The sequence below is a fragment of the Arthrobacter sp. B2a2-09 genome (assembly GCF_027587375.1).
In the GTDB taxonomy this organism is placed as follows: domain Bacteria; phylum Actinomycetota; class Actinomycetes; order Actinomycetales; family Micrococcaceae; genus Arthrobacter.
Genome location: NZ_JAMXIC010000003.1, coordinates 280,427 through 296,516, shown reverse-complemented (window position 1 = coordinate 296,516; position 16,090 = coordinate 280,427). Strand labels below are relative to the sequence as shown.

At 63.6% G+C, this 16,090-nt stretch carries 17 protein-coding genes and 1 pseudogene; 12 read left to right on the top strand and 6 right to left on the bottom strand.

Annotated elements, in window-relative coordinates:
• The first annotated feature begins 4 nt into the window (after window positions 1–4).
• Window positions 5–781, top strand: a complete 777-nt coding sequence (locus NFJ07_RS05400; protein ID WP_269993023.1) for a cyclase family protein — start codon at window positions 5–7, stop codon at window positions 779–781.
• The gene (locus NFJ07_RS05395) at window positions 778–2,454 is read left to right on the top strand and encodes a thiamine pyrophosphate-binding protein (RefSeq protein WP_269993022.1); all 1,677 of its coding nucleotides are present in this window, start codon (window positions 778–780) and stop codon (window positions 2,452–2,454) included. The genes NFJ07_RS05400 and NFJ07_RS05395 overlap by 4 nt, the downstream gene beginning before the upstream one ends.
• 46 nt (window positions 2,455–2,500) lie before the next feature.
• Here NFJ07_RS05395 and NFJ07_RS05390 read toward each other — a convergent pair whose 3' ends face one another.
• On the bottom strand, window positions 2,501–3,502 hold the full coding sequence (locus tag NFJ07_RS05390) for an aldo/keto reductase (protein ID WP_269993021.1): 1,002 nt from the start codon (window positions 3,500–3,502) through the stop codon (window positions 2,501–2,503).
• Between the two features lie 163 nt (window positions 3,503–3,665).
• Here NFJ07_RS05390 and NFJ07_RS05385 point away from each other — a divergent pair, with 163 nt between their 5' ends.
• The 10 genes from NFJ07_RS05385 (at window position 3,666) to NFJ07_RS05340 (ending at window position 12,868) form a co-directional block, all read left to right on the top strand.
• A complete protein-coding gene (locus NFJ07_RS05385; protein ID WP_269993019.1) occupies window positions 3,666–4,685 on the top strand; it encodes a zinc-dependent alcohol dehydrogenase in 1,020 nt (339 codons plus the stop codon).
• Complete coding sequence (locus NFJ07_RS05380) at window positions 4,682–5,443, top strand: SDR family oxidoreductase (protein WP_269993017.1); 762 nt, start codon at window positions 4,682–4,684, stop codon at window positions 5,441–5,443. Before NFJ07_RS05385 ends, NFJ07_RS05380 begins: the two co-directional genes overlap by 4 nt.
• 120 nt (window positions 5,444–5,563) lie before the next feature.
• Window positions 5,564–6,937, top strand: a complete 1,374-nt coding sequence (locus tag NFJ07_RS05375) for an ABC transporter substrate-binding protein (protein WP_269993016.1) — start codon at window positions 5,564–5,566, stop codon at window positions 6,935–6,937.
• 1 nt (window position 6,938) lies between these two features.
• Complete coding sequence (locus NFJ07_RS05370; RefSeq protein WP_269993015.1) at window positions 6,939–7,880, top strand: carbohydrate ABC transporter permease; 942 nt, start codon at window positions 6,939–6,941, stop codon at window positions 7,878–7,880.
• A 3-nt stretch (window positions 7,881–7,883) separates the two neighbouring features.
• Window positions 7,884–8,789, top strand: coding sequence for a carbohydrate ABC transporter permease (locus tag NFJ07_RS05365; RefSeq protein WP_269993014.1), 906 nt, complete (start codon window positions 7,884–7,886; stop codon window positions 8,787–8,789).
• A gap of 28 nt (window positions 8,790–8,817) precedes the next feature.
• Complete coding sequence (locus NFJ07_RS05360) at window positions 8,818–9,999, top strand: mandelate racemase/muconate lactonizing enzyme family protein (protein WP_269993012.1); 1,182 nt, start codon at window positions 8,818–8,820, stop codon at window positions 9,997–9,999.
• Window positions 9,996–10,334 carry an L-rhamnose mutarotase gene (locus NFJ07_RS05355; protein ID WP_269993011.1) on the top strand — a complete coding sequence of 113 codons (339 nt, stop codon included), beginning with the start codon at window positions 9,996–9,998 and terminating at the stop codon, window positions 10,332–10,334. Before NFJ07_RS05360 ends, NFJ07_RS05355 begins: the two co-directional genes overlap by 4 nt.
• Window positions 10,331–11,194 carry an amidohydrolase family protein gene (locus tag NFJ07_RS05350; protein ID WP_269993010.1) on the top strand — a complete coding sequence of 288 codons (864 nt, stop codon included), beginning with the start codon at window positions 10,331–10,333 and terminating at the stop codon, window positions 11,192–11,194. Before NFJ07_RS05355 ends, NFJ07_RS05350 begins: the two co-directional genes overlap by 4 nt.
• 61 nt (window positions 11,195–11,255) lie before the next feature.
• The gene (locus NFJ07_RS05345; RefSeq protein WP_269993009.1) at window positions 11,256–12,116 is read left to right on the top strand and encodes a fumarylacetoacetate hydrolase family protein; all 861 of its coding nucleotides are present in this window, start codon (window positions 11,256–11,258) and stop codon (window positions 12,114–12,116) included.
• Between the two features lie 8 nt (window positions 12,117–12,124).
• Window positions 12,125–12,868 carry an SDR family NAD(P)-dependent oxidoreductase gene (locus tag NFJ07_RS05340; protein WP_269993008.1) on the top strand — a complete coding sequence of 248 codons (744 nt, stop codon included), beginning with the start codon at window positions 12,125–12,127 and terminating at the stop codon, window positions 12,866–12,868.
• Window positions 12,869–12,899: 31 nt separating this feature from the next.
• Here the strand turns inward: NFJ07_RS05340 and NFJ07_RS05335 are convergent, their stop codons facing one another.
• The 5 genes and pseudogenes from NFJ07_RS05335 to NFJ07_RS05315 form a co-directional block, all read right to left on the bottom strand.
• Window positions 12,900–13,682 (bottom strand): FadR/GntR family transcriptional regulator, encoded by a 783-nt coding sequence (locus NFJ07_RS05335; RefSeq protein ID WP_269993006.1) that lies wholly within the window; start codon window positions 13,680–13,682, stop codon window positions 12,900–12,902.
• A gap of 58 nt (window positions 13,683–13,740) precedes the next feature.
• Window positions 13,741–14,154, bottom strand: coding sequence for an alpha/beta hydrolase fold domain-containing protein (locus NFJ07_RS05330; RefSeq protein WP_269993100.1), 414 nt, complete (start codon window positions 14,152–14,154; stop codon window positions 13,741–13,743).
• A 48-nt stretch (window positions 14,155–14,202) separates the two neighbouring features.
• Window positions 14,203–14,354, bottom strand: a pseudogene (locus NFJ07_RS05325) (alpha/beta hydrolase fold domain-containing protein); the annotation flags it as partial.
• Window positions 14,355–14,447: 93 nt separating this feature from the next.
• Window positions 14,448–14,906, bottom strand: a complete 459-nt coding sequence (locus NFJ07_RS05320) for a nuclear transport factor 2 family protein (protein ID WP_269993005.1) — start codon at window positions 14,904–14,906, stop codon at window positions 14,448–14,450.
• Window positions 14,907–15,014: 108 nt separating this feature from the next.
• Window positions 15,015–16,049: a LacI family DNA-binding transcriptional regulator gene (locus tag NFJ07_RS05315; RefSeq protein ID WP_269993004.1), complete on the bottom strand. Its 1,035-nt coding sequence runs from the start codon at window positions 16,047–16,049 to the stop codon at window positions 15,015–15,017.
• Window positions 16,050–16,090 lie beyond the last annotated feature (41 nt).

Here is a 16,090-nt window from a genome sequence, read left to right as displayed (position 1 = left end):
ACAAATGTCTGTCCTCAGCGGGCTCACGGCAGCCCTGTCCGATGGCTCCATCGAAGTCATCGACCTTACGACGCCGCTCAGCGGTGACACCCCGGTACTTAGCCTGCCGCAGCCGCTCGCCAACACGGTAGGTCTTACACTCTTGCCGGTCAGCAATTTCGACGACGCCGGACCCGCCTGGGCGTGGAACGACGTCACCGTAGGCGAGCACGCCGGCACCCACCTGGATGCACCCATCCACTGGATTACGGGCCGCGAAGGAAAGTCGGTGGACCGGATCGAGCCCCGGCGCCTGGTGGGCCCCGCCGTCGTCATAGACAAGAGCGCCGAGGCGGCGCAAGACCCTGATTTCCTGCTCGAACCGGAGCACTTCGAACAGTGGCAAGAAGAAAACGGGCAATTGCCCGAGAACTGCTGGGTGATCTTCCGGACCGGCTGGTCCGCGCGCGGAGGAATTGCGGCGGACTTCGTCAATGCTGACGAAAGTGGTCCGCATACTCCCGGCGTCTCTGTTGCAGGCGCCAAGTGGATTGCCGGAAACGACAGAATCAGCGGGTTCGGGGTTGAAACCGTTGGCATCGACGCCGGCCAGGCCGCAAATATGGACCCCATGTTCCCGGTCCATTCCTTCCTGCTCGGGGCGGACAAATACGGGCTGACATCGCTCCGGCAGCTTGACCGTCTCCCGGTAGTAGGCGCGACTCTGGTGGTTGCGCCGTTGCCGATCGTCGGCGGAACCGGCAGCCCGAGCCGTGTCTACGCATTGGTGGAGGCTTCATGAGCGGGAAGGTTCAAGTATCCGCGCTGGTTGGCAGGACCCTGGCCAGCTTGGGAGTCGGCCATGTCTTCGGTGTAGTTGGCAGCGGCAACTTTGAGGTCACCAACGCCCTCATCAAGGAAGGCGTTCCCTACACCGCGGCCAGGCACGAGGGCGGGGCGGCCACCATGGCTGACGCGTACTCCAGGATGTCGGGGAAGGTGGGCGTGGTGACAACCCACCAAGGCTGTGGTCTGAGCAATGCCATCACGGGAATCGGCGAAGCGGCGAAGAGCCGCACGCCCCTCATCGTGCTCACCGCTGACACCCAGGCGGCTGCGATCCGATCGAACTTCAAAATAGACCAGGACGCACTTGCCCGCAGCGTCGGGGCAGTGGCCGAACGGATCCATTCAGCCGACACCGCGATCGCAGACACCGTGAGGGCCTTCCGGACCGCCGTCAATGAACGTCGCACCGTTGTCCTCAACCTGCCCCTTGACGTGCAAAACGCGACGGCGGCGGACCTGGTTGACCCAGTCGGGATTCAGGAACCGTCCCGGATCAGGCCTGATGCCGCGGCCGTGGAAAGACTCGTGGCCCTTATTGCCGAGGCCCGCCGTCCCGTTTTCGTCGCGGGACGCGGCGGGAGGGGCGCCAGGGACTCCATCCTGGCATTGGCCCGGCATGCGGGAGCGCTTGTGGCAACTTCCGCCGTCGCCAGCGGCCTGTTCAACGGCGATTCCCACAACCTCGGCATTTCGGGCGGTTTTTCATCGCCGGTTACTGCGGAGCTGATCAGCGGCGCGGACCTGATTGTCGGATGGGGCTGCGCCTTGAACATGTGGACCATGCGGCATGGCCGGCTGATCTCCGCCGGCACCAAAGTGGTCCAGATCGACGTCGAAGACGCCTCGCTCGGCGCCAACCGGCCGATCACCCTCGGCGTGATGGGCGACTCTGCCCTCGTGGCAGACGACGCTGTGGCGGCCTTGCGCAGGATCCAGCCAGCCGCCGCGGAAAAGTACCGCACCGAGCAGAACGCGTTGATCATCAAGGAAGGCTCACGGTGGCGGGATGTTGAAACCCCTGATCTGTCCACGGCGTCGTCCATCGATCCGCGCGTGATCAGCCGGGAACTCGATTCGATTCTGCCGGCTGACAGGATCGTGGCCGTCGACTCGGGCAACTTCATGGGATACCCGAGTCAATATCTGGCAGTGCCGGACGAGTTTGGCTTCTGCTTCACCCAAGCCTTCCAGGCGATCGGCCTGGGGCTGTACACGGCCATAGGGGCCGCCGTCGCCCGCCCGGACCGCCTGCCGGTCCTCGGCGCGGGCGATGGCGGATTCCTCATGGGCATCGGGGAACTGGAAACAGCCGTGCGTCTCAAGCTGCCTCTCGTCTGCATCATCTACAACGACGCCGCCTACGGTGCCGAGGTCCATCACTTCGCCGAACACCACGAGGAAGCAGAGCTGGACTCCGTGTGCTTCCCGGAAACCGACATCGCGGCCATCGCCAGGGGATACGGCGCCGATGGCGTCACGGTCCGCACGGTGGACGACCTCCAGCCGGTGCGTGACTGGGTTGCTTTGTACCGTGACGGCAAGCAGGGACGCCCTCTCGTGATCGACGCGAAGATCGCCTCGGATGGCGGATCCTGGTGGCTCGCGGAGGCGTTCCAAGGCCACTGACTGACCATCGAATTGACCCGGCCTGGAACGCGTGAGGTCTGCCCTGTCAGTCGATGCGTCCAGGATCGGGAGCGAGTCCGCTCTGGTGAAGTTCGTCCCAGAGCGAGCCGGGGATATGCGCTCGGTAGCGGTCCACGGTGCTTCGTACGTGCGCCTCCGTGCGCATCCCGGTCACGACGGATACGACAGCGGGGTGGCGCAGGGGGTATTGGATGGCGGCTTCGGGCAAGCTCACGCCGTGCCGGGCACAGACCTCGGCGATTCTCCGTGTTCGCTCCAGGACCGCGCTGGATGCCTCGCTGTAATTGTAGTGTGCGGAGCTGTTGACGGTCGGGCTGCTGAGCAGACCGGAGTTGTAGACGGCCGCAGCGACGACTCCCACTCCGCGTTCCCGCGCGAGCGGCAGCAGGTCCGCGAGGGCTGTCTGGTCCAGGAGGGTGAACCTGCCGGCGATCATGACGACGTCGACGTCGGTGTTCCTGACGAAGTCGGCGAGCATCGGGGATTGGTTCATTCCGGCGCCGATGGCGCGGACGATGCCCTGTTCCCGCAGTTCGACCAGGGCTGCCATGCCGGTGGTCGAGGCGGACTTCCAGTGGTCGTCGGGATCGTGCAGGTAGGCGATGTCCAGGTAATCCGTTCCGAGGCGAGAGAGACTCTCCTCCACGGAGCGGAGGATGCCGTCCCGGCTGAAGTCCCAGACCCGCCGGCGCCTGGCGGGGACGATGAATCCGTCGTCGTCAAGCCGATCGGCGGTCTCGGGGCTGTCGAGAAGAAGCCGGCCGACCTTTGACGAGAGGACGACGCTGTCGCGGCCGGTGTCTTTGAGCGCCCGGCCCAGCCGTTGTTCGGAGAGCCCCAGGCCGTAATGGGGGGCAGTGTCGAAGTAGCGGATTCCTTCGTCAAGAGCGGCTGTTACCGCGTGCGCTGACTCGTCGTCGGTCGTTTCCTTGAAGAGGTTTCCGAACTGGGCGGCGCCGAGGCCTAGTTCGTTGATCGGCTGGCCGGTCCGAAGCGACCGGGTGGGAAGGGCCGGTTGTCGTGCCATCGCTGGGTGATCCTTCGTTCGGGAGTATGCGGGGAAAGAGGCTCCGTGCACAGTCTATCTGCTTTCAGCATACGTATTATGTTTCGCGCGGATTTCGTTTAAGCTATTCGGGACCGGATGCGGATTTGCCTCCGGCACCGAGGCGAGGAAGGACGGGTCGGCGATGTTGGCTGCGAATTATTTGGGTGAGCGAACGATAAGTGTGGAGGAGCGCGACCCGCAAGAACTGCGCTCTGGGGAGGTCCGGGTGGCCGTCGCGTACGTCGGGATCTGCGGTACGGACCTCCATGTGTTCCACGGAGACATGGATTCCCGTGTCACGAAACCGGCGACCATAGGCCATGAGATGTCGGGCACTGTCGTAGAACTTGGCGCGGGTGTTGAAGGCTGGTCGGTTGGTGACGCGGTGACCGTGATGCCGCTGGCCTGGGACGGGACCTGTCCGGCGTGCCTGGCCGGGAACGAGCACATTTGTCAGAACCTTGACTTTATAGGCATCGACAGCCCCGGGGCGCTCCAGCAGTTCTGGAACGTTCCGGCGAGGACGCTGGTACGTCTGCCTTCCGGGATCTCCCTGCGCGATGCCGCCCTGGTGGAGCCGGTCGCGGTCGCGGTTCACGACGTACGCCGCTCGGGACTCGGTCGAGGCGACAAAGCGGTCGTGATCGGCGCCGGCCCAATTGGGGTCCTGATCGCGACGGTGGCATCGGCATTCGGCGCGGAAGTCGCCGTCTCTGAAATCGACCCGGGCCGGCGGGCTGCCGCCGAAGAGATGGGGCTGGCGACACTGGATCCCTCCTCCGTGGATCAGCTCGCCTGGGTGGATCATTGGACCGGCGGCGCAGGGGCCGACGTGGTTTTCGAGGTCTCCGGCTCAGCTACCGCCGTCCTGGCCGCTACGAGCCTGGCGAAGGTGCGTGGAACGCTGGTGGTAGTGGCGATCCATTCACAGCCGCGGCCCATGGACCTGCACCGCGTGTTCTGGCGGGAACTCACGATCCTCGGCGCCAGGGTGTACGAACGACGCGATTTCGAGCGTGCCATCGAGCTCGTGGCCGACGGGACGATACCCGCGCAGAAGCTGATCACCGGGGTCGTGCCGCTGCAGGAGGTGGCATCCGCCTTCCATGCCCTTGAGGCAGGACAGGCGATGAAGCTCCTCGTCCAGGTGGGTGCCCGATGAACCCTTTCGACCTGACTGGCCGCCTGGCCGTGGTGACGGGCGCCAAACGCGGTATCGGCTTCGCGATGGCCCAGGCCCTGGCCGCCGCGGGCGCCGACATCATCGGGGTGTCCGCCAGCCTCGACCCGGAATCCTCGGCCATCGCAGACCGGGTGCGCGAATTTGGACGCGACTTCTCAGGGCACCGGGTCGACTTCGCCGACAGGGCGCAGGTAACGGCGTTCGCCGACCGGCTCGCGGCGAACGACCGGCCCGTGGACATTCTCGTCAACAACGCCGGGACCATCCGGAGGTCTCCGGCCTCCGAACATCCGCTCGGCTGGTTCGACGAGGTTTTGGAGGTCAATCTGACAAGCGGTTTCCTCCTCAGCCAGATCCTCGGCCGCCGCATGCTCGAGGCCGGGCACGGCCGGATCCTCTTCACCGCATCGTTGCTCTCGTTCCAAGGCGGGATCAACGTTCCCGGCTACGCGGCTGCGAAATCCGGGGTGGCAGGCCTAGTGCGCGCCCTGTCGAATGAGTGGGACGGCCGGGGGGTGACCGTCAACGGCATCGCCCCTGGATATATCGCCACCGACAACACCTGGGCCCTCCAGAATGATCCGGATCGCTCGCGGGCCATTCTGGAGCGCATCCCGGCCGGCCGGTGGGGCCACGCCGACGACATTGGCGGCGCCGCTGTCTTCCTCGCCTCGGATGCCGCCTCCTACATATCAGGGGCGATCCTGCCCGTCGATGGCGGGTGGCTCGGGCGATGAAAATAACGATCCGGTGACACGATAGTGTGAGCCACTAGGCAAACATAATACGTATGTTCTATATTGGAGTTACGCCTCCTCGGAGTCGTCAACGAAGTCGACAAGGCAAGGAAATCTCACATGGATGGAATCCACACTGCGGCGCGTTCACGCCGCAGATCGGCATTGACTGCCGCCGCTCTCGGCGCCGCGACGGCGCTCCTGGCCCTCAGTGCCTGCAGCACCGGCGCAAGCTCAACGAACAGCTCGAACGGCTTTCCCGAAGCCAAACAGGACACGACTTCCACGATCACCGTCTGGGTGGACGCGGACCGCCAGGCCGCGGTGAAGGCATTCCAGAAGGCGAATCCGGACGCGAAACTCAATGTTGTGACCTACGACGGATCGGCCAACGGTTCGAACTCGTTCCAGACGAAGATACAGCTCTTCGACCGGGCCGGAAGCGGCTGGCCGGACGTGGTCTTCTCTTCCCAGAACAACGACGCGGCATGGGCGAGCCAGGAGAACGGGGGAAAGCAGGCCTTCGCCGCGGTGCTCGACAAAGGTCTCGTTCCGAAGGACACGCTCGACAACTTCACCCAGGGTGCGCTCAACCCGTGCACGGTGAACGGACAGGTCTACTGCCTGCGCAACGACCTCGCCCAGACTGTGCTCTGGTATAACAAGCCGCTCATGGACCAATTCGGCTACTCGGTCCCGGCCACCTGGGAGGAGTACCAGGCACTGGGCGAGAAGGTCGCGAAGGAACACCCCGGCTACATCATCGGCACAGCCGGAGACGCATACACGCCGGAAATTTTCATGTGGGCGAGCAAGTGCCAGGCCAACGGCGTGACCGGCCCGAAGGCCGTGACAGTGAATACAGACACAACCGAATGCAAGCGGACGGCGTCGATGCTCGACACGCTCCGTAACAACGGCACCGTCCCGGGCGTCAGTGTGTTCACGCCTGAGTTCGTCAAGAACTACACAGGCAAAGTCCTGATGATGCCCGGCCCGAACTGGTACGCCGGAGCAATCTTCAACAACACGCAATCCCTCAATGTCCCCGCGGGCCAGCTCGGCGTGACGACTCCCCTCAAGTGGAAGGGTGACGACAAAGCCGTCACCGGCAACGTCGGTGGCGGGACCTGGTTCATCTCCAGCCACTCCCAGAACCTTCAAGCGGCAGAGAAATTCGTCCAGTTCGCCACCACGGCAGACGACTACCAGGTCGAGTCGGCTCCCGGATACCCGGCTTACGCGCCGGCAGCCGCGAAGTGGATAGCAAAGCAGGAATCCAGCAAGTACTTCGCGACGCCGCTGCAGCCGGTCGCGACCGCCGCGACCCAGGTGTGGGACGGATGGGGATACGGGAACTTCAGCCAGGAAGCGGTCTGGGCGAAGACCATGACCCCCGCGATCACCGGGGGGAAGTCGATCGAGGAGCTACTACCGACCTGGCAGCAAGCTATCGAAGACCAAGCCAAGGTCAACGGATACAAGGTGAACTGATATGACCCTCGCTCCTCCGAGCGACCAGCTGGCCGCCACCGCCTCCCGGCGCGGGCGGCCAGCCCGGGGCAGTGGACGTGCATCGGGACGCCTGCCCATCGGCTATGTCTTCGTATCGCTCTACGCCCTGCTCGCTCTTGCTTTCGGAATCGTTCCGTCCCTTTATGCCGTGCTTCTCGCATTCACCAACCCTGCCGGCGGTTTCGCCGGCGTCGACAACTTCGTCAAGGTCATAGGTGACTTCCGATTCTGGCCGGCCGTCCTTCATGTGACGCTCTACCTCGTCATCTGGCTGACCGGCCTTGTCATCTTCGTTGTGGCCCTCGCACTGATCGTCCACGCCGTGCGGGTCCGCTGGGCGAGCACAACACTGCGCTTCCTCTACTACCTGCCGGGCGCCCTGGCCGGCGCGTCGAGCGTGCTGCTGTGGTTGTTCGTCCTCGACCCGACAGCCAGCCCGGTGAGCGGCCTGCTCCGGCTGATGGGGTTCAATAGCTTCGTCCAGGTTATCCAACCTGGCAACCTGCCGGCGGTCTTCGCGATCATCGCGTTCTGGACCGGGGCGGGGGGATGGATAGTGATCATGTACGGCGCGCTGAACAACATCAGCACGGACGTGATCGAGGCAGCCCGTATCGACGGGGCGAACACCGTTCAAATCGCGCTGCGCATCCAGCTCCCGATGCTTCGCAAGTGGGTCGCGTATATGGGAGTCATGTCGCTGGCGGCAGGCACCCAACTGTTTGTAGAACCGCAGCTCCTCAGCCAAGCGAGCAACGCCGTCGTCCCTAACGACTACTCGCTCAACCAGCTCGCCTACCAGTACGCCTTCCAGCAAAACGACTTCAACGGCGCGGCCGCGATTTCGCTCATCCTGCTGGTGGTCGCGCTGCTGCTGTCCTGGGTGTTCGTGACCCGCGGCGGCCTGTTCGAAAGGGAATGACCCATGACATCACTCACAAGCGAACGCCGCAACCAAGCGGGCCTGCGCGGATGGGGCGGGCGTTCCCTCGCCGGAATCGTCCTCATCGTCTTTGTCCTGTTCTTCCTCATCCCGATCGTCTGGCTTCTGTTCGCCGTCACCAAGTCCTCGCACGGCCTCATCGTGAGCAACCCGTTCTCGCCCGGTTCGTGGGCGGACTTCGCGGCCAACTGGAATCAGCTGTTCGGTTTCCAGGGCGGGGCGGTCACGGGGTGGATCGGAAACTCGGCGCTGTACTCGGTCGGCGCGCTGGTGATCACGCTTTTCGTGAGCATCCCGGCCGGGTACGCCCTCGCCCTGACCGAGTTCAAGCTGCGGAACCCGCTGCTCATCCTGACCCTGGTCGTAATGCTCATCCCGGGCACCGCCCTCGTGCTGCCGATATTCCTGGAGCTGAACACCGTCGGTCTGATCGGCACCCCGCTCTCGGTGATCCTCCCGATGTCCTTCTTCCCGTTCGGGGTGTATCTGACCTACATCTACTTCTCAACGAGCATCCCCCGCGACCTGCTGGCCGCCGCCCGGATCGACGGCTGCACCGAACTCCAGGTCTTCACCCGCATTGCCCTGCCGCTGGCCGTGCCGGTCGTCGCCCTCGTCGCGTTCTTCAGCTTCGTGCAGAACTGGAACAACTTCTTCCTGCCCTTCATCATGCTGCCCTCCAGCGACGGGTACCCCATCCAGGTCGGCCTCACCTCATTGCTGGCGGCCACCCCGGCCTTCAACCCCAGCTCGGCCGGATCCGACTCCATCCAGCTACCAACCCTGGCCCTCGGGACGATCGTGTCGATCCTCCCAGTGCTCATCGTCTTCCTTTTCTCCCAGCGATTCCTGGTCTCGGGAATGACCGCCGGAGGAACCAAGGAATGAGCGCCCCCGCACTCAAGGAGAACAACGAATGAAAATCACCGGATACCGCAGTTTGCACACAGTGCACGACTGGGGACGCATCACCGGCGACGTCAACGGTGTACAGACGGGCAACACGACCCCCGTCCCCGTGCTCATCATCGAGACAGACAGCGGCATCGAGGGTGTGGGCCTGGGCGCGCACACCGACGTCGCGCGGGTATTCCCCGCCATCGAGGGCGAGGATCCCAGATCGGTCGTCGCCCTCTACGACCGGATGCTCGACTGGGTCTTCAAGGCCGGCCACTCAGGGGCCACCTTCGGCACCATCGGGGCCGTCGATATGGCCCTCTGGGACATCAAAGCAAAAGCGGCCGGCGAACCGCTATGGCGCACGCTCGGTGGACGCGAGCGGTTCGTACCCGGATACGCCTCCGGCCTTGAATACGGCCTCAGCGGCCCCGAACTCGCCGATCTCTTCGAACAGTTCGCTGATCGTGGGTTCAAAGCGGCGAAGCTCAAAGGCGGCCGCGACCTCGACCGTGACATACCGCGATTGGAAATCGCCCGCGACATCTTCAGCCGCAACGCCCGCAGGCCCGCAATCATGCTGGACGTGAACGAATCGTGGAACCTGGCGCAGGCGGCACGAAACATTGCCGCCATCGAGGAACGCATGGACCTGACCTGGATCGAGGAACCGCTGCGTCGCTGGGACGCGGCCGGCATGGCCTCCCTGCGCGGCAAGGTGCGCACCGCGATCGCCACCGGCGAGAACCTGACCGGGCTGGAACAATACCGGCCGCTCCTCGACGCCAACGCGGTAGACATTGTGCAGGTCGGAAACGTGTGGGGGATCACCCACTTCCTCCGCGTAGCAACACTGGCCCACAGCCGGGACCTGCCGGTTAGTCCTGTCGCATTCAACGCCAACCCGGTAGCGCATGCTGCCGCCGCCGTCCCGAACCTCCTGACCTTCGAAGTGCAGGATCTCCACTTCCCCGTCGGCCTGGACGTCGACCAGTACTTCGACGACGGAGGCATCATCCTCGGCGACCGCCCCGGACTCGGCATCATCGTGGACGAGTCACAAATGTCACCCGCCGGCTCCGCCCCGGCACTCCTCGCGCGAACCGGGCCGCACATCCGACCCGAACGTGCTGCGCTCAGGCTCGTTGCTGAGCCGGACATCATCGATGTCCCCGCTGTTTCCGTGAGGCCGGCCCTGTGACCCGGACACCCGAACGTCACGCCTTCGTGGTCGGTGTCCGGCCAGACAAGCGGGAGGAGTACCTGGTGCTGCACGGCTCGGTGTGGCCCGGGGTCGAGCAGAAACTGCTCGAATGCAACGTGCGCAACTACAGCATCTTCGTCTTCGGCGACGTCCTGTTCGCGTACTACGAATACATCGGCGAGGACCACGAGGCCGACATGCAACGGATCGCCGCTGACCCCGTCTCCCAGGAATGGTGGACGCACACCGACCCGTGCCAGGTAAGAATCGCGGAGGAACGGAACCCCGGGTCACTCTGGCAGCCCATCGACGAAGTATGGCACCTCGAATGACCTCCCGTCTCGACGCGCACGTGCACCTGTGGAACCGGGCCCTCGACCCGCAGGACTGGATCGACCCGGAGACGATGGCGCCGATCGACCAGGATTTCGGCACCGGGGAGCTGGCGACGATGCTCGCCGAGACCGGAATGGATAAGGCGATCGTTGTCCAGGCGAGCAACAGCGTCGACGAAAGCATCCGGCTTGCACAGTCGGATCCGACCGTGGTTGCCGGGCTGGTCGCCTGGGTGGACCTCACCCAGGACGTCGGCCCGCAGCTCGAGAGGATCCTCGCCACCGCGTCCGTTCCTATCGTCGGTGTTCGTCACCTCGCCCACATCGACCCCGACCCCGCATGGCTGCTTCGGGAGGACGTTGCACGAGGCCTGAACGCGCTGGAACAAGCCGGCCTGTGCTTCGACCTCGTCCTTCGCCACTGGCAGCTTTCGCAAGCAGCCCATGTGGCGTCCCGTCATCAAGGGCTGCGGCTCGTCCTCGACCACCTCGGCGGCCCACCCCCGCCGGATACGGACGCGACTGCCTGGGAATCGGGCTTCCGTGATCTCGCCGGTCTTCCCAACGTCGTGGCGAAAGTCTCGGGGCTCACCTCCGGTCTCGTACCGGGGAGTTGGACGTCAAGCGACCTTCGCCCCGTCGTCGAGACCGCGCTGGAGGTGTTCGGTCCCGAACGGCTGATGTACGGTACCGACTGGCCGTTGGCCGAACTCGGCGGAGGCGCCGGCATCTGGAAGACGGCTCTTGAGACCCTGCTAAAAGGAGCAAGCGAGGACGCCTACGACCGGCTGTTCGGGACGACCGCCGTCGAGGTCTATTTGCAGCAAAACCCTGATGGGCAACCCGCGGCACGGTAGATGCCCGCTGGAAAACCCATCTCCTACTTACCGAACCACCCATTTCATCAGGAGACCGTCCATGTATCTCATGCGCATCGGAGCGCCCGGCTGTGAAAAGCCCGTCGCTCGAGTCGATGACGACACCTACGTTGACCTCTCGGACGTAGTGTCCGATTTCAACGAAGACTTCTTTGCCAGCGGCAGACTGGAGGAAGTCAAGGACATCGCCGCGGCACGGATCGCGGCCGGAGAGGTGAGCGAATTCAGGGGAGAAAGGATCGGGGCACCGATAGCACGCCCGCATCAAATCCTGTGCATCGGGCTCAATTACAGCGACCACGCAGCCGAGACCGGTCAACCCGTACCCGACGAACCCATCCTGTTCATGAAGTCGCCAAACACCCTGATTGGCCCCAATGACGACGTTCGAATCCCCCGCGGATCAACGAAGACGGATTGGGAGGTTGAGCTGGGTATTGTCATCGGAAAGCGGACAAGCTACCTCGACACGGTCGAGGAGGCCAGCGATTCGATCGCCGGCTTCGCTGTCGTCAACGATGTCAGCGAACGCGCCTTCCAGATCGAGCGTGGAGGACAGTGGTCCAAGGGAAAATCTGCAGAGACCTTCAACCCGACGGGCCCATGGCTCGTGACCCCGGATGAAATACACAACGTCCTCAACCTGGACATGTGGCTGGACGTCAACGGAATCCGCCGCCAAAAAGGATCCACGTCCACAATGATCTTCGACCCGTACTTCATCGTTCACTACCTCAGCCAATTCCTCGTCCTTGAGCCAGGAGACCTGATCAACACCGGGACACCTCCCGGAGTCGGGCTCGGCTTCAACCCTCCCATCTGGCTACAAGCCGGGGACGTCATGGAACTTGGCATTACCGGTCTCGGCAGCCAACGCCAGACCGTCATCGGACAAAAATAGGAAGCAACATGAACGACTTCAAGAACTTAGTCGCCATCATCACAGGAGGAGCAAGCGGCATCGGGGCCGCCACAGCAGACCTTCTGGTCGAGCGCGGAGCCACCGTCGCGATTCTGGATCGCGACGTCGAGTCCGTCCCGGACGGCCAGCTCGGCGTCAGGTGCGACATCACCGATGACGAACAGGTCAGAGCTGCTGTTGCCACTATTGCCGAGCAATTTGGTGGCATCGATATTCTCATCAACAATGCCGGCATCGGTGCGGTTGGTGACGTCAGCGCCAATGCCGACGAAGAGTGGCACCGGGTTTTGGATGTCAACGTGGTGGGAATTGCCCGTGTCACCCGGGCGGCACTTCCCCATCTCCGGGCATCCTCGCACGCGTCCATCGTCAACACGTGCTCCGTGGTCGCATCAGTGGGAGTCCCCAACCGCGTGCTCTACGCAGCCAGCAAGGGTGCCGTGGCGGCCATGACTCTTTCCATGGCCGCGGACCACGTGTCAGAGGCAATCCGGGTTAATGCGGTAACCCCCGGAACGGCAGACACGCCCTGGGTCGGCCGCCTACTGGACAGTGCCGATAACCCCGACGCCGCTGCCGCGGCACTGCGGGAACGGCAACCCATGGGAAGGCTTGTCAGCGCGGCCGAAGTCGCGCACTCAATCGCCTACCTGGCATCCCCACTTTCGGCTTCGACCACGGGAACCCTTCTGGCCGTCGACGGAGGCATGGCGGGACTTCGCCTGCGGTAAGCCTTAGCGACAGCCGGACGCCGCAGAAGTCCTATTTGGCCTTCTGAGACGCAGCGACGCCTCGGGCCCGGGGAGCATGATCGGGAAGCCGGCGGCGCTCCCACGCGATGTGGATGTGGTCGTTCATCGCCTTCTCGGCCGCGACGACGTCCTTGCGCTCGATGGCGTCTAGGATTGCCGCGTGCTCCTCCAGCGTCCGCGCAACAGCGTCCGGCGTGTTGATCCCCTGATACCGACTCGACTCGACGGCTCTCTTATAAAGATGCTTTGCGATGTTTTCAGCCAGCCTGTTGCCGGAGATCTCCATGACCGCGAAGTGAAAAACCACGTCGGCCTGGCGGAAGGAATCCGTCTCGGACTCGCTCTCCCGCATGGCCGTCAGCGCATTCTCCAGCCGACGCAGTTCCTCGGCTGTCCTCTCTCCGGCCACCGCGCGGGCCATTGCCGACTCGAGGCTCGCTCGCACCACCGTAAGTTCATCCAGCACGCCAAGGGTCTCATCGTTGTCTATCAACGCCGAGAGTACAACCGGGTCGAGCATGTTCCAATACCCGGGCGCCCGGACCTGCGTGCCCCGGCCCTGCGCGACGATGACCAGCCCTTTCTCCTCAAGTCGTTTCACCGACTCGCGCAACACCGTACGGCTCACGCCGAAGTGCTCGCTGAGAGGCCCCTCAGGCGGGAGCAGATCATCCTCCTTGAGCTGACCAGTCACGATCAAATCCACCAGCTCGGCCACGACCGCGACCCCAAGGCGTCCGGCCGGAAGCCGCTGGGGGATGAGGCGGGTCACTGCCATCGGATCAATCGTCATAGGTATGACCTTACCCCCAACTGAGGATCTGCGGGGTGACACGGCGATAGGTGGCCTTTCAGTCGACCTGCGCCCAAACAATGGCTTGTCTGCCCGTCGCCTGGGTGCGGACAACGAGAGACTTGATCATCGGAAGGCAATATTGAGTGCGGGGAGCATTACAAGCCAATTTGAATGATTGGAACACGTGTGGGACGCCTGCTGTGACATCGAGGATGACGTCTACTTCGGCGTGGCGGGCTCGTTCGGCCAACCGGACCGAGTCATCCAAGAGTAGTTCGTTGGTGCCGACCTGGAGTAGTAGTGGCGGGAAACCTGTCATGTCAGCGAGGGCCGCGGGCGCGAGAAGTTTCTGGTGCGGGTCTTGTCCATCCAGGTAGAAGTCCCCGGTATGCGCCATTCCTTCCTTGGTGAAAAACGGGTCGATCCCGGTCTTGGTTTCCATGCTGCGGCCTGAGCGGGTGTGGTCCAGGCCGGGAGAAAACGCGACAACTGCGCCGGGAACGGATGCTCGGGCGCGAGACGGTAGTCCAAGGAGATGGCGCGCATGCCTGTCCGCGTGACCAGGCTCGCCGTCAGGCCCAACGCGGGCTGAGGGGATCCTAGCGAGAACGAGCCACCGTGGAAGTAGAGGATGCTTGTTGCTCTCGACTCACCGTGCTCCTCGTCCAATGCCCCTCACGAAAATTAGAGCAGATCCGGCGCTAAGGCACCCCTGTGCGATGCGGTGCGGGTCATCGCTTCGCCTCCGTCGCGTTGAGATTGCTAGATTTTTTCAACCCACTGCGCGCGCCACGCGGGCGCTTCGAAGGCCTCACTCCAGTAGGCGGTTTCCTTGGCGATCTTGCCTGCCCGGAATTCAAAGATGAAAACTGTTTCATACTGTGGGCCACCATAATCCAACGACGCCTCGGCGATTACCAGGTCCCCGGCGCTGAGCATTCGGCGCGGCGTGATGGTCGGCAATTGCGGGAAGGCTTTGTAGATTCCCCTCCGGTTCCCGGCGCCGCGTACGATCTCTCCGGACTGCGGCCAGTGCATGACCGCATCGTCGTGGAACAGCTCGTCCATGATCTCAATTTGACGGTCGTTGATACAACCGATCAGCCGGTTGACTACATTCTCGTTTGCGGTCGTTTCATCCACTGTCTTGACCTGATTCCTGGCGGTGTTGTTGGCGGATTTCCCTGATGCGGTGCCCGAGCCGGGGTGTGCGCCTTCCACTCATGGTATTCCGGGTGTCGGCCGTGTTGAAGGGGCTCGGCTGACATGCTTGGCGACGAGAGCTTGACGCCTTCGAACTTGGCGAAGCCGCGGCGGCCGTCCAGGATTTCAATGTCGCGTGATGCGTGACGTCGACTCGCGGATCACCAGTTCTGGCTCGACCACGAAGTGCTGGGCGGGTTCGCCCGTGAGGATTTGATGGTGGAGCATTTTGAAGGTCGCGATGCCCAACGCCCGGAAGTCAAGGCGCATGGTGGTGAGGGGCGGTGAGAAGTAGGCGGCTGCAGGCATGTCGTCAACCCCCACGATTGAGAAGTCCTGGGGTGCCCGTCTGCCGCGCTTTTCCATGGCGCTCATGAAGCCGAGCGCGATCTCGTCGTTGCTCGCGAAGACAGCCGTAAACGTGGCCGGAACCGCGAGTTCGCCCGCTCGAAATCCGGAAATCGAGGACCAGTCGTCCGCAACATCGAGCACTTGGGGGCTAAGGCGCGCGCTCTGCATGGCATCGCGATAGCCGCGCTCACGCTCGCGTGCTTCATTGCGGGTCGAAGGGCCGGCGACATGCAGGATGTCGCGATGCCCCAATGCGATGAGGTGATGGGTGGCTTCCCAACCCGCCGCGTGCGAGTGGGCACCTGCCGAGCCTTCCTCCGTCAGCGGAAGCTCGGAAACCGTGATCAAAGGCGTTGATTGGTCCCAATCCGTGAGCAGCCTGTCGATACCGGGCACCGGTGTCGACAACACAATTCCGTCAACTTGCACCGACTTGAAGTGGGCGAGCGCTTGCCGCGCCTCGGCTTCCCAGTTCTTTGCTTCGAAGTCGAGATCAAGCTGGGCGATTGTGAGCGTGACATCGGCCTCGCGGGCCGCAAGTCCCAAGCCGGTGAGCACGCTTGCGCTCCCATAGTTGAGGGCGCCCATGGCCAAGACGCCTACAGAGTTCGTCCTGCTCGTGCGAAGAGTGCGGGCGGATTGATTGGGCACGTACCCCAGTTCTTCGATGGCCGCGGCAATGCGCTCGCGGGTCTCGGCCCGCACGTAACCGACACCGGTGAAGTAGCGCGACACCGTCTGGGTCGAGACGTTGGCCAGCCTTCCGACGTCCGCCATGCTGGGCCGTGCCGCCGTCTTTGCTTTCGCCAAATGCCTACTTCTTTCACGCAGTCCGTCACCGACACCTTGTT

Excerpts from the sequence above, each read along its gene's own strand:
- NFJ07_RS05400 (WP_269993023.1), top strand. The coding sequence starts at position 5 with ATGTCTGTCCTCAGCGGGCTCACGGCAGCCCTGTCCGATGGCTCCATC.
- NFJ07_RS05395 (WP_269993022.1), top strand. The coding sequence starts at position 778 with ATGAGCGGGAAGGTTCAAGTATCCGCGCTGGTTGGCAGGACCCTGGCC.
- NFJ07_RS05390 (WP_269993021.1), bottom strand. The coding sequence starts at position 3,502 with ATGGCACGACAACCGGCCCTTCCCACCCGGTCGCTTCGGACCGGCCAG.
- NFJ07_RS05385 (WP_269993019.1), top strand. The coding sequence starts at position 3,666 with ATGTTGGCTGCGAATTATTTGGGTGAGCGAACGATAAGTGTGGAGGAG.
- NFJ07_RS05380 (WP_269993017.1), top strand. The coding sequence starts at position 4,682 with ATGAACCCTTTCGACCTGACTGGCCGCCTGGCCGTGGTGACGGGCGCC.
- NFJ07_RS05375 (WP_269993016.1), top strand. The coding sequence starts at position 5,564 with ATGGATGGAATCCACACTGCGGCGCGTTCACGCCGCAGATCGGCATTG.
- NFJ07_RS05370 (WP_269993015.1), top strand. The coding sequence starts at position 6,939 with ATGACCCTCGCTCCTCCGAGCGACCAGCTGGCCGCCACCGCCTCCCGG.
- NFJ07_RS05365 (WP_269993014.1), top strand. The coding sequence starts at position 7,884 with ATGACATCACTCACAAGCGAACGCCGCAACCAAGCGGGCCTGCGCGGA.
- NFJ07_RS05360 (WP_269993012.1), top strand. The coding sequence starts at position 8,818 with ATGAAAATCACCGGATACCGCAGTTTGCACACAGTGCACGACTGGGGA.
- NFJ07_RS05350 (WP_269993010.1), top strand. The coding sequence starts at position 10,331 with ATGACCTCCCGTCTCGACGCGCACGTGCACCTGTGGAACCGGGCCCTC.
- NFJ07_RS05345 (WP_269993009.1), top strand. The coding sequence starts at position 11,256 with ATGTATCTCATGCGCATCGGAGCGCCCGGCTGTGAAAAGCCCGTCGCT.
- NFJ07_RS05340 (WP_269993008.1), top strand. The coding sequence starts at position 12,125 with ATGAACGACTTCAAGAACTTAGTCGCCATCATCACAGGAGGAGCAAGC.
- NFJ07_RS05335 (WP_269993006.1), bottom strand. The coding sequence starts at position 13,682 with ATGACGATTGATCCGATGGCAGTGACCCGCCTCATCCCCCAGCGGCTT.